The organism is Streptomyces monomycini (assembly GCF_022271435.1).
GTDB lineage: Bacteria > Actinomycetota > Actinomycetes > Streptomycetales > Streptomycetaceae > Streptomyces > Streptomyces monomycini.
Genome location: NZ_JAFIQY010000068.1, coordinates 18,567 through 29,657, shown reverse-complemented (window position 1 = coordinate 29,657; position 11,091 = coordinate 18,567). Strand labels below are relative to the sequence as shown.

Genomic DNA, 11,091 nt, shown 5'->3' with positions numbered 1-11,091 from the left:
GGGGCGGCGGGCGCGGGTGGCGCCGGGGGCGCGAGGGGCGCGGGTGGCGCGAGAGGGGCGGCGGCCGGGAGCGGCCTCGCCGCGCCGCTGAGCCCCGGCCGGGTGGCCGCGTACGTCCTGCTGTTCGTCCTCGGCGCGGTCGTGGCGACCGCGGGCGGGCTCGTCCAGGCGGCGTGGTTCCCCGGCGGGCTGCTCCTCGCGCTGGCGGCGGCCGGCGGCCTCTTCCACGGGGGCCAGGTGGCGCTCGGCCGGACGGGTGGCGTGCTGGCGCCGGGCGCGGGCTGGCTGGTGACCGTGATCCTGCTCAGCGACGCCCGCCCCGAGGGAGACTTCCTCTTCGGGGCCGGACCGGGCACGTACGTCTTCCTGGTCGGCGGCATCGTACTGGCTGTGATCTGTGCCACCGGTTCGCAGATGCGGGCCAACGGTGCGCAAGCGGCCCGACTTGGCAAGTAAGCACCGGCCCCAGTGATCATTTTCAGGACCGCACGGCGGTCCGGGAGCGGGGCGTCGTCCTGCTCCCGGGATGACCGCCGACAGCGGCCAGTATGGTGGTGCGCGCCGCCGAGCCGCCCAAGCACCGTACTGACGAGCGGCGGAGCCAACCGGGAGAACCTGCTTTGAGTCGTGAATCTGACAGTTCGTCCTCCGGTGCCCAGGGGCGCGGCGGTGCCGCGTACCCGTCGGGGACACCGCCGTACGGAACGCCTCGGTCCGAGGCGGACGACGCGGTGGCGGCCGACGCCGCGGCGAAGCCGGAGGAGCCGAAGACCGAGACCACGCTGACCACGCGGATCAAGATCAATATTCCGGGGTCCCGCCCCATCCCGCCGGTCGTCGTGCGCAAGCCCGTCGGTGAGGAGTCCGGGGCCGGCGGATCCGCCGGCGCCGGACCGTCCCCGTCCCCGCTGTCCAGCACATCCGGTACGTCCGGAACGCTCGGCCAGGGGCGGCCGCTCGGTCAGGGCGCGCCCGACGCAGGGGCCGCCGGCTCCGAGCGCACGGGCAGCACCCGCAAGCCGGACGCGCCGGGTGCCGACGGCGCCAAGAGCGCTCCGGCCGAGAAGACCAGCGACTGGTTCTCGCCCCGCAAGCCGACGGCGGCCTCCGCCGGCACCCCGGCGCCCGCCCCGGCGCCGGCGCCGGACCCGCAGGCTTCCGCCGCGCCGCAGGACCGCACGGGCGGCTCGCACCGCCCGGACCTGCCGTACTTCTCCGATGCGCCCGCGGCGGGCGGCGGCTCGCCGTTCGACACGGCCCCGTCGCCGTTCGACACGCCTGCGAGCCCGTTCGACGGGGCCGCGGGGCAGGGCGGGGCGAGCCCGTTCGACTCGCCGGGCGGTACGGGCGGCGTCGGCGGCGGCGTCGGCCAGGGGGCTGACCACAGCGGCCTGGGCGGTCCGGACGGCCCGAACGGTCTGGGCGGCCCGAACGGTCTGGGCGGCCCGAGTGAGCCGAGCGGGCTGACCGGTGCGGGCAGCCCGAACGGCCTGACCGGCCTGAGTGGTCCGAACGGTCCGAACGGTCCGACGACCGGCCCGGCCACCGGTGACTCCGCCTTCGACCTGCCCACCGGCTTCCACACCCCGGGCACTCCGGGCACTCCGGGCGTTCCGGGAACTCCGGGCGCTGACGGCGGTCCCGGCATGACCGACGACACCGCGGTGCTCACCCCGCAGCCCCCCGCCCCCGCTGCCGGACCCGGCAGTGGCCTCGGCGTCACGGGCGGCGTCACGGGCGGAGCCCCGGGTGGCATCGCGGGCGGCGTACCGGCCGGTGGCCAGGGGGCCGGCGGCCGTGGCGGAGCGTCCGGCGGCAAGGGCAGCCGGGGCGGCAAGGGCGGCAAGGGCAGCAAGGGCGGCAACGCCGGTGGCTTCCCCGGCGGCGCGCCCGCCGGCTCCGGCCGTGCCGGCGGGGGCGACCAGCTCTCCAGCGACACCCTGGTCGGCGGCATCCCGACGGTCCCCGCCGACGCCGCTCCGGCGCCCGCGGCGCCCTTCCCGCCCGGACCGGGCGCGGGTCAGGACACCCCGGCCCCGCCGCGCGCCAAGATCCCCGAGCCGATAAACCCGAAGAAGAAGGGCCGCAACAAGGTCGTTCTGCTGGGCGTCGCGGTCGTGGTGCTGGCCGGCGTCGCGTACGGCGCGGGGCTGCTGCTCGACCACGCGGACGTGCCCAACGGCACCACCGCGCTGGGGGTGGACATCGGCGGCGCCACGAAGGAAGAGGCCGTCAAGAAGCTGGACGCGGCCGTCGGCAAGACCCGCAACGAGCCGCTGAAGCTGACCGTGGACGGCAAGGAGCAGACGCTCGTGCCGGCCAAGGCCGGGCTGAACATCGACACCCAGGCCACGGTCCGGGACGCCTCCGGGCGCGACTACAACCCGGTCTCCGTCATCAGCTCGCTGTTCGGCGGCACGCGGACCGCCAAGCCCGCGATGATCACCGACGACGAGAAGCTGGACGTCGCGCTCAAGGCGGTGGCCGGTCCGGCGGGCGCCGCCAAGGACGGCAGCATCACCTTCGAGAACGGCAAGGCCGTCCCGCACTACGGCACGCCCTACAAGGCCGTCGACGTGCAGGCGTCCAAGAGCAAGATCGAAAAGGCGTACCTGGACCGGGCCGCCACCGGCAAGAACACCCCGGTGGTGCTGGCCGCCGTCGAGCAGCAGCCGAAGGCGGGCAAGGCGGAGGTCGACCGGGCCCTGCGGGAGATGGCCGAACCGGCCGTCTCCGGGTGGGTCTACCTGTCGGCGGGCGGCGTCGAGGTGCCGTTCAGCCAGCGCTCCATCGGCGAACTGCTGACCTTCACCGCCGCTCCCGACGGCAAGCTCCAGCCGGTCATAGACCTGGCCAAGCTGGAGGAGAAGTACGGTCACGCCTTCGACAACGTGTCGATCGACGGCGGCGCCGGCAAGGTCAAGATGACCCCGCAGCACGCCGCCGCGGCGATGACGCAGGCCCTCAGGAAGCCCGCCCCGCCCGCACCGCAGAAACGCGTCGCCAAGGTCGAGGGCGCCACGACGGGCTGACGCGCCATCAAACCGGGCCCGGCTGCGTCGAGCCGGGTCCGGTACGTCGGGTCGGGTGCCGGGCGGGGTACGTCGGGTCGGGTCCGGTGCGTCGTCCCGGTGGCGGTGCGTCGATCCGCCCTCGGTACGTCGTTCCGGTACTGGCGCGTCGTACCGGTCCCGTTACGTCGATACGGTCCCGGTGCGTCGATACGGCTCCGGTACGTCGGGGCGGGCCAGTTGCGTCGCTCCGTCCTCGGTACGTCGAGACGTTGCCGGTACGTCGTGCCCGGGCCGTTACGTCGCTACGGTCCCGGCACGACGAGTCGGAGCCGTTACGTCGCTACGGCCCTGGCGCGACGAGTCGGAGCTGTTGCGTCGCTTCACCCCCGGTGCGTCGAGTCGGACCAGTTGCGTCGTTCCGCTCCCGTCACGACGCTCCGTACTCGTCGCGACGTTCCGCCCCCCGTCGCGACGCTCCGGCCCGCGACGCTCTGTCTCCGTCACGTCGCTCCGCCCCCGTACCGTCGTACGGAGCCGTCTCGACGTCGCCTCAGCGCCGGGCCGGGCCCGGCTTTCCAGCTTCTCCGGGCGTCATGCGCCGCGGCGCTGCCGTGACGTGCCACGGCGGTTGGAAACCGCCCGTGGGAACCCTCATAGGTAAGAACGCGGACCTTACTTTCGTCGGTACTGTGCGGCCGCGCCGCGCCATAGCGTCCCGGGCATGATCTCCGTAACCGACAGCCGGGCCCGCACCGCCGGACCCGCCACCTCGCGCAGCACCGCCTCCCGCAGCACGGCCTCCCGCGACACGGCCTCCCGCAGCACGGCCTCCCGCGACACCGACTCCCGCAGCACCTCCCACCGCTCCCGCCGTCCGGCACGCCCGGCCGCCACCCGCGCCACGGCCCTGGCCCTGGCCGTCACGGCCGTCCTCGCCACCGGGCCGGCCGCCGAGGCCGCAACTCCCCAGCATCAGGCCGGTCGTCACCAGGCGACCCAACAGGCGCTGCGGGACGTCGTGGAGAAGGGCGGTCTCCCCGGGGTCGTCGCCGAAGCCCGGGACGGGCGGGGCCGGTGGTCCGGGGCGGCCGGGTACGCGGACACCTCCACGCACCGCGAACGGACCCGCGCCGACCACTTCCGTGCCGCCAGCATCACCAAGGTCTTCCTCGCCACCGTCCTCCTCCAACTGGCGGAAGAGGGTGCCCTCGACCTGGACGACAGCGTCGAGAAGTGGCTGCCCGGACTCGTGCGCGGCAACGGCAACGACGGTCGCGCCATCCGGCTGCGCCAGCTGCTGAACCACACCAGCGGCCTCGCCAACTACTCCGAGGACGCCGAGTTCGCCCGTCGCTCCTCCGGCCCCGCGTTCCCCGGACACCGCTACGACACCTACCGCCCCACCGACCTGGTGGCCCTCGCGATGAAACAGCCCCCGCACAGCGCCCCGGGCGAGGCGGCCCGGTACAGCAACACCAACTACGTCCTCGTCGGCATGATCATCGAGAAGGCGACGGGCCGCTCCTACGCCCACGAGACGGAGCGGCGCATCCTGGCCCCGCTGCGCCTGCGGGAGACCTCTTTCCCCGGCCTGAGCCCCCGGATGCCGCTGCCGCACCCCACCGCCTACTCACGGCTGCGCCAGAAGGAGCCCGACGCGCCGGTCGTGGACGCCACCGAACAGAACATGTCGTGGCTGGGCGCGGCGGGCGACATGATCTCCACCACCGGCGACCTGAACACCTTCTTCCGCGCCCTGACCAAGGGGCAGTTGCTCGGCCCCGCGGCGACCCGCGCGATGTTCACCACCGTGCCGGCGGAGGTCGCGGGCTACCGCTACGGACTCGGCATCGAGTCCGTCACCCTCTCCTGCGGGGTGACCGTGGTGGGCAAGACGGGCCGCGCCAACGGGTCCGTCTCCGGGGTCGTCGGCACCCGGGACGGCAGCCACCAGCTGACGTTCAACATCAACGGCGACTGGATGGGCGACGCCGCCACGTACGTGGGGGTCGTCGAGGCCGAGTTCTGCGGCACACGGAAGCGTTGAACCCGCCGCGCCGACGCCCGCGATGGTCGCTCAGGCGTACATACCGCCGTCGACCCGCAGGACCGTTCCCGTGACGTAGGAGGAGCGGTCACTGAGCAGCCAGGCAGCGGCCTGAGCGATCTCTTCCGGGGCGGCGGCGCGGCCCAGCGGGGTACGGGCGTTGAGCTGTTCGATGGTGCCGGGGGACTCTTCGTCCCACGTGTGCAGCATCTCGGTGAGCGTGGTGCCGGGTGCGACGGCGTTGACGCGGATGCCTTCGGGGCCGTACGTGACGGCCGCCGACGCGGTGAGGCTGTTGACCGCCCGCTTCGCCGCGCCGTAGACGGGCAGTTGCGGGTTGCCCGCCAGGCTGCCGACGCTGGAGGTGTTGACGATCGCCCCGCGCCCCGCGGTGGCGCGGATGGCGGCGATCTCGGCCGACATCGCCAGCCACGGGCCCTTGAAGTTCACGGCGCTGACGAGGTCGAACCCGGCTTCCGGCAGCTCGTCCAGCGGGCCGGGCGGCTGCCCCGTGGCGCCATTGTTGAAGGCCACGTCGAGCCGTCCGTACAACTGCACGGCCCGGTCGACGGCGGCGCGGACGCTCGCCGCGTCGGCCAGGTCGCACACCACGTGATCCGCGGTCCCGCCGGACGCCCGTATCTCCTCGGCCACCGCCTTGAGCTGCGCTTCCGTGCGCGCCGCGAGAAGTACCTCGGCTCCCTCCCGGGCGAACAGCCGTGCCGCGGCGGCGCCGATGCCGCGGCCGGCTCCGGTGATGAAGGCGACCTTGCCGGTGAGCAGGCCCGCGGTCGTGGTGGACGGGGTCGGTGTGTTGTTCATGCCGACGAGCCTGTGCCCGGCCGCCCCGCCCATCCAGGCACCGGCTGTACCTGGATGGGCCGTCCGGCGTCCGCGCACACTGGGGGCGTGGACCGACACGTACGACGAGAACTGGGCGACTTCCTGCGCAGCAGGCGCGAGCGCATCACCCCCGCCGACGTGGGGCTGCCCGCCGGAGCGCGCCGCCGCACCCCGGGGCTGCGCCGCGAGGAGGTGGCGCAGCTGGCGTTCATCTCGACCGAGTACTACACGCGGCTGGAGCAGGCGCGCGGCCCGCAGCCCTCCCGCGAGGTGCTGGCCCAGCTGGCCCGCGCGCTGCGCCTGTCGGACGCCGAGCGCGACCACCTGCACCACCTCGCCGGTGCCCCGCCCGGCCCCCCTCCGGGGCCGTCCCGTGAGGTACGGCAGAGCATCGTCGACCTGCTGCGGCGGCTGCCGGAGGCCGCGGCGATCGTCATCTCGGCGACGTACGAGGTCATCGCCTGGAACGAGCTGGCCGCCGCGCTGATGGAGGACTTCTCCGCCCTCTCGCGCCGGGACCGCAACCTCCTCCGGCGCGCGTTCCTCGGCCCGCACCCGTACGGCCGGCGGCTGTACGGCGTCTCGGACGCGGACGGCTTCGCCCGGACCGCGGCCCAGCAACTGCGCGCCACCGCGGCCCGCTACCCCGGTGACCCGGAGGTGACCGGCCTGGTCGAGGAGCTGCTGGCCGGCAGCGAGGAGTTCGCCCGGCTCTGGGCCGCCCACGACGTGGCCGCCCGGCCCACCCTCTGCAAGACCTTCGAGCACCCCCTCGTCGGCCCCGTCAGCGTCAGCTGCGACGTCCTGGACATCGCCGACCGGGACCAGCGCGTCGTCATCTACACCGCCGCACCCGGCTCGCCGTCGGCGGAGGCCCTGCGGCTGCTGTCGGTCGTCGGCACGCAGCGCATGGGCGTGCCCGGCTGACCCCGCCACGGCTGTTTCCGGGGCCCCGGAAACGGCCCCTGGGGGACACCACCCATGACATCTGTCATCCCGTACTTGCGACAGGCGACACTGCCGCAGGCCACCGCCTCACTGTGAGGCTGGAACCATGACGAGCACAGCCACCATCACAGACCGGGCCACCGGGCGCCGGGCGGGTCCGGAGCCCGTGGTCAGCTTCCGTAAAGTGAGCAAGAACTACGGCGCCGTACGGGCGGTGGCCGACCTGGACCTGGAGCTGTACCCGGGCGAGACCGTCGCCCTCCTCGGCCCCAACGGCGCCGGCAAGTCCTCCACCCTCGACCTGCTTCTGGGCCTGCGCAACGCCGACACCGGCTCCGTGTCGCTGTTCGGCACGAGCCCGCAGCGCGCCATCGAGCAGGGCAAGGTCGGCGCCATGCTGCAGAGCGGCGGCCTGATGACGGGCGTGAAGGTCCGGGAGCTGGTCAAGCTCGCCAGTGACCTGCACCCGGGCGGTTACCCGGTCGAGCAGATCATGGACGCCGCCGGGATCACCGAGATCGCCGACCGGATGGTCGACAAGCTCTCCGGCGGCCAGGAGCAGCGGGTGCGCTTCGCGCTCGCCACGGCCGGCGCCAACGACCTGATCGTGCTGGACGAGCCGACCACCGGTATGGACGTCTCCTCCCGGCAGACGTTCTGGGGCACCATGCGGGCGCAGGCCCGGCAGGGCCGTACGGTGCTGTTCGCCACCCACTACCTCGAAGAGGCGGACGAGGTCGCGGACCGCGTGATCGTGCTGCACCGCGGGCGGGTGCTGGCCGACGGAACCGCCGCCGAGATCAAGGCGCGGGCCGGTGCCCGCCGGGTCGTCTTCGACCTGGACGGGCCGGTCGACCGCGGGGTACTGCGCGGCCTGCCGCACCTGACCTCCCTGGAGGTCTCCGGGCGTACCGTGCGCATCCAGTCCGGCGACGCCGACGCGACGATGCACGCCGTGTACGGCCTCGGTCTGTACCCGCGCAATCTGGAAGTGGCCGGACTCGGCCTGGAGCAGGCGTTCATCGCCATCACCGACGCAGCGACCGCCGAGGAGGCGGCACGATGACCACCCTGATCAAGCTGGAGATCGTCCGCGCCCTGCGGAACAAGAAGTTCATGTTCTTCTCGGTGATCTACCCGCCGGCGCTCTACCTGATCATCGCGGGTGGCGCCGACAGCAAGCCGATACCGGGCATGAAGCTGAACATGTCCCTGTACTTCATGGTCGCCATGGCGGCGTTCGGCGCGATGACCGCCGTACTGATCGGCAACAGCGAGGCGATCGCCAAGGAGCGCGAGAAGGGCTGGGTGCGGCAGCTGCGGCTGACCGCGCTGCCCGGACGTGGCTACGTCGCCGCGAAAATGGGCTCCGCCGCCACGGTCAGCCTGCCGTCCATCGTGCTGGTCATGCTGGTCGCCGCGACGGTCAAGGGCGTCCGGCTGGAGGCCTGGCAGTGGATCGCCATCCTCGTCGCGACGTGGCTCGGCAGCTTCGTCTTCGCCGCGCTCGGCGTGGCCATCGGCTACCTTGCCACCGGCGACGCGGTCCGGCCCATCGCGATGATGATCTACTTCGTGCTGGCGTTCCTCGGCGGGCTGTGGATGCCGCTGACGATCCTGCCGCAGTGGGTGCAGAACATCGCCGAGTGGCTGCCCACCCACGCGTACGCCGCGCTCGGCACGGCCATCGAGGGCGGCCACGCCCCGGACGTCAAGGACCTGGCGATCCTCGCCGGCTACCTGCTCGTCTTCGCGGGTGGCGCGGGCTGGCTCTACCGGAAGGACACGCGTACGGCATGAAGACGGCGGAGACCGGTCCCTACCCCGAGTGCAGCCCGGTGATGATCGGGTCGGCACCCCGTACCCGCCGGCAGGCGCTGGTGAAGAGCGCGTGGGTCGTCGTCTGGTTCCTGTACCTGGCGGGGCCCATCGGCGACCTGGCCGACGGCGGGATGTCCCCGGCGCACGAGCTGCTGGGCTGCGCCGGTCTCCTGACGTTCGTCGCCGTCTACTTCGTCGTGCTCTTCCGCCACATGGCCCACCGGCCCGTGAGGAACGCGGTGGTTCGGGCCGCCGTGGGCTTCATCGCGGCGCTCGCCGTCCTGCTGTCCTCGGTCCTCGGGCCGAACTGGCTGGTGCTCTTCACGTTCGTGGGCGTCGCGGTGGCCGTCTCCCAGCCCTTCGGCGTCTCGCGGTGGGCCATTCCCGCGCTGACCGCCGCCCTCGTGGTGATCGGGACGCGCTACGAGGACGTACGGGCCTACCTCTTCGCGTACGCCCTGCCCTGCCTGCTCAGCGGCTTCGCGATGGTCGGCGTGCAGTATCTGATCCGTACGACGAAGGAACTGCGCGAGGCGCGGGAGGAGGTCGCGCGGCTGGCCGCCAACGAGGAGCGGCTGCGGCTCGCCCGGGACCTGCACGACCTCCTCGGCCACTCGCTCTCCCTGATCACGCTCAAGAGCGAACTGGCCGGGCGGATGCTGCCCGGCGAGCCGGCCGGCGCGGCCCAGCAGGTCGCCGACATCGAACGGGTCAGCCGCCAGGCGCTGGTGGACGTCCGCGAGGCCGTCACCGGCTACCGGCGCCCCCGCCTGGTCGTGGAACTGGCCGGGGCCCGCGCCGCGCTGCGCACCGCGGCGATCGCGGCGGACATCGACCCGGCTGTGGAACAGGAGCACCGGGGCCTCGGGGAGGACGGGGAGGGCGCGCTGGCCTGGGCGCTGCGGGAAGCCGTCACCAACGTCGTACGGCACAGTGGCGCGGGCCGCTGCGAGGTGCTGCTCACCGAGGAGTGGGAGGCCGACGAGCGGCGGTATCTGTGCTTGTCCGTCGTCGACGACGGCACCGGACCGCCGCGCGGCGGGAGTCAGGACGGAAACGGCCTGAGCGGGCTGCGGGAACGGCTGGCGCTGGCCGACGGCCGCCTGGAGACGGGCGTGGCGCCGCGCGGCCGCGGTTTCGCCCTGCGCGCATACGTGCCGCTCGGCGGCCCGCCGGTGTCCGGTGCCGTGGCCCGGCCCGCGGAGCAGAGCCCGTCGGGGGCGTGAGCCGTGTCGGGGCGTGAGGTCGTGTCGGGGGTCCGAGACGTGTCGGGGGCGTGAGGCGTAGGGCCATGCGCTCCGGTGGCTCCGGCGCGCGGGCGCGCGCTCCCGCTCCGCCCGTTGGAGTGGCCCGGCGCGGGAACCGGCGCACCGACACCCCGGGTTGTGCAGGCTGGCGCCATGCCACCCATCGACCCGCGGGCCGTCGTCGGTCCCCTCGCCCCGCCCGGCTGCCCGGCCTGCCGCGACCGGCGCCGCCTGTGGAAGGACACCAGCGACTCGGGCCGGGCGCCGGAGACCTGGCACTGGTGGTGCTCCGGCTGCCGCCAGACCTTCGAACCGACGCAGCAGCACAAGCGCTTCTACATGTGAGGCCCGGCCCCCGCTCGCCCGGCCGCCCGCGCGCACCGGCCCCCCGCTGACCGCCCGCCCGCTCCCACCGCCCGTCCGCACCAGCCACCAGCACTGCCGCCGCCCACGCCGCCTTCGTCCGCGCCGCCGTCGCCCGCCGACCTGCGCCTCCCCCCGCCTGGCTAGGGTGGCCGCATGACTGACCCGCACGGCGAGCAGCCCGTGAAGAAAGTGCGTCTCCTCCTCGCCGAGGACCAGTCCATGGTCCGGGAAGCGCTGGCCGCGCTGCTGGGGCTGGAACCCGACATGGAGGTCGTGGTCCAGGCCGCGCGGGGCGACGAGGTGGCCGGCGCGGTGCGGGAGCAGCCCGTGGACGTGGCGCTGCTCGACATCGAGATGCCCGGCCTCAGCGGCCTGGACGCCGCCGCGCTGCTGCGCGCCGAGTTCCCGGCGCTGAAGGTCGTCATCCTCACCACCTTCGGACGGCCCGGCTACCTGCGCCGCGCCATGGAGTCCGGCGCCGACGCGTTCCTGGTCAAAGACGCCCCGGCCGCGCAGCTCGCGGACGCCGTACGGCGGGTGCTCCGCGGTGAGCAGGTCATCGACCCCGCGCTCGCCGCCGCCGCGCTGTCCGAGGGGGCGAATCCCCTCACCGACCGGGAGTGCGACGTGCTGCGCGCGGCGGCTGACGGCTCCACCAACGCGGAGATCGCCGCCGCCCTGCACCTCTCGCACGGCACGGTGCGCAACTACCTGTCCACCGCCATCCAGAAGACGGGCGCCCGCAACCGCGCCGAAGCCGTCCGTACGGCAGGTGCCAAGGGCTGGCTGTAACCCGGACGACGAC

10 protein-coding genes are annotated in these 11,091 nt (G+C 73.8%); 9 read left to right on the top strand and 1 reads right to left on the bottom strand.

The genetic code is table 11. The features are described from left to right. The 3 genes from JXZ78_RS38975 to JXZ78_RS38965 all read left to right on the top strand — a co-directional run. Positions 1–456: DUF6113 family protein (locus JXZ78_RS38975; RefSeq protein WP_372498491.1), on the top strand; the 456-nt coding region annotated here is incomplete at its 5' end. Positions 457–620: 164 nt separating this feature from the next. Beyond that, the gene (locus JXZ78_RS38970) at positions 621–3,032 is read left to right on the top strand and encodes a hypothetical protein (protein WP_030020275.1); all 2,412 of its coding nucleotides are present in this window, start codon (positions 621–623) and stop codon (positions 3,030–3,032) included. A 703-nt stretch (positions 3,033–3,735) separates the two neighbouring features. Further along, entirely contained in the window at positions 3,736–5,061 is a 1,326-nt protein-coding gene (locus JXZ78_RS38965) for a serine hydrolase domain-containing protein (RefSeq protein WP_078624274.1), read from the top strand. A 30-nt stretch (positions 5,062–5,091) separates the two neighbouring features. Here the strand turns inward: JXZ78_RS38965 and JXZ78_RS38960 are convergent, their stop codons facing one another. Continuing rightward, positions 5,092–5,883 (bottom strand): SDR family NAD(P)-dependent oxidoreductase, encoded by a 792-nt coding sequence (locus JXZ78_RS38960; RefSeq protein WP_208870153.1) that lies wholly within the window; start codon positions 5,881–5,883, stop codon positions 5,092–5,094. 87 nt (positions 5,884–5,970) lie between these two features. On the opposite strand from JXZ78_RS38960, the gene JXZ78_RS38955 reads away from it, so the two are divergent. The 6 genes from JXZ78_RS38955 (at position 5,971) to JXZ78_RS38930 (ending at position 11,078) form a co-directional block, all read left to right on the top strand. Continuing rightward, positions 5,971–6,831, top strand: a complete 861-nt coding sequence (locus JXZ78_RS38955; RefSeq protein ID WP_030020278.1) for a helix-turn-helix transcriptional regulator — start codon at positions 5,971–5,973, stop codon at positions 6,829–6,831. 127 nt (positions 6,832–6,958) lie between these two features. Continuing rightward, complete coding sequence (locus tag JXZ78_RS38950; protein WP_050502499.1) at positions 6,959–7,918, top strand: ABC transporter ATP-binding protein; 960 nt, start codon at positions 6,959–6,961, stop codon at positions 7,916–7,918. Further along, a complete protein-coding gene (locus JXZ78_RS38945) occupies positions 7,915–8,652 on the top strand; it encodes an ABC transporter permease (RefSeq protein ID WP_030020280.1) in 738 nt (245 codons plus the stop codon). The genes JXZ78_RS38950 and JXZ78_RS38945 overlap by 4 nt, the downstream gene beginning before the upstream one ends. Further along, complete coding sequence (locus JXZ78_RS38940; RefSeq protein WP_030020281.1) at positions 8,649–9,899, top strand: sensor histidine kinase; 1,251 nt, start codon at positions 8,649–8,651, stop codon at positions 9,897–9,899. Before JXZ78_RS38945 ends, JXZ78_RS38940 begins: the two co-directional genes overlap by 4 nt. Positions 9,900–10,073: 174 nt before the next feature. Next, positions 10,074–10,265: a hypothetical protein gene (locus JXZ78_RS38935; RefSeq protein ID WP_050510146.1), complete on the top strand. Its 192-nt coding sequence runs from the start codon at positions 10,074–10,076 to the stop codon at positions 10,263–10,265. Between the two features lie 174 nt (positions 10,266–10,439). Beyond that, complete coding sequence (locus JXZ78_RS38930) at positions 10,440–11,078, top strand: response regulator transcription factor (RefSeq protein WP_033037874.1); 639 nt, start codon at positions 10,440–10,442, stop codon at positions 11,076–11,078. Positions 11,079–11,091 lie beyond the last annotated feature (13 nt).

Coding starts and splice junctions, on each gene's coding strand:
- JXZ78_RS38960 (WP_208870153.1), bottom strand. CDS start 5,883: ATGAACAACACACCGACCCCGTCCACCACGACCGCGGGCCTGCTCACC.
- JXZ78_RS38940 (WP_030020281.1), top strand. CDS start 8,649: ATGAAGACGGCGGAGACCGGTCCCTACCCCGAGTGCAGCCCGGTGATG.
- JXZ78_RS38950 (WP_050502499.1), top strand. CDS start 6,959: ATGACGAGCACAGCCACCATCACAGACCGGGCCACCGGGCGCCGGGCG.
- JXZ78_RS38935 (WP_050510146.1), top strand. CDS start 10,074: ATGCCACCCATCGACCCGCGGGCCGTCGTCGGTCCCCTCGCCCCGCCC.
- JXZ78_RS38945 (WP_030020280.1), top strand. CDS start 7,915: ATGACCACCCTGATCAAGCTGGAGATCGTCCGCGCCCTGCGGAACAAG.
- JXZ78_RS38965 (WP_078624274.1), top strand. CDS start 3,736: ATGATCTCCGTAACCGACAGCCGGGCCCGCACCGCCGGACCCGCCACC.
- JXZ78_RS38930 (WP_033037874.1), top strand. CDS start 10,440: ATGACTGACCCGCACGGCGAGCAGCCCGTGAAGAAAGTGCGTCTCCTC.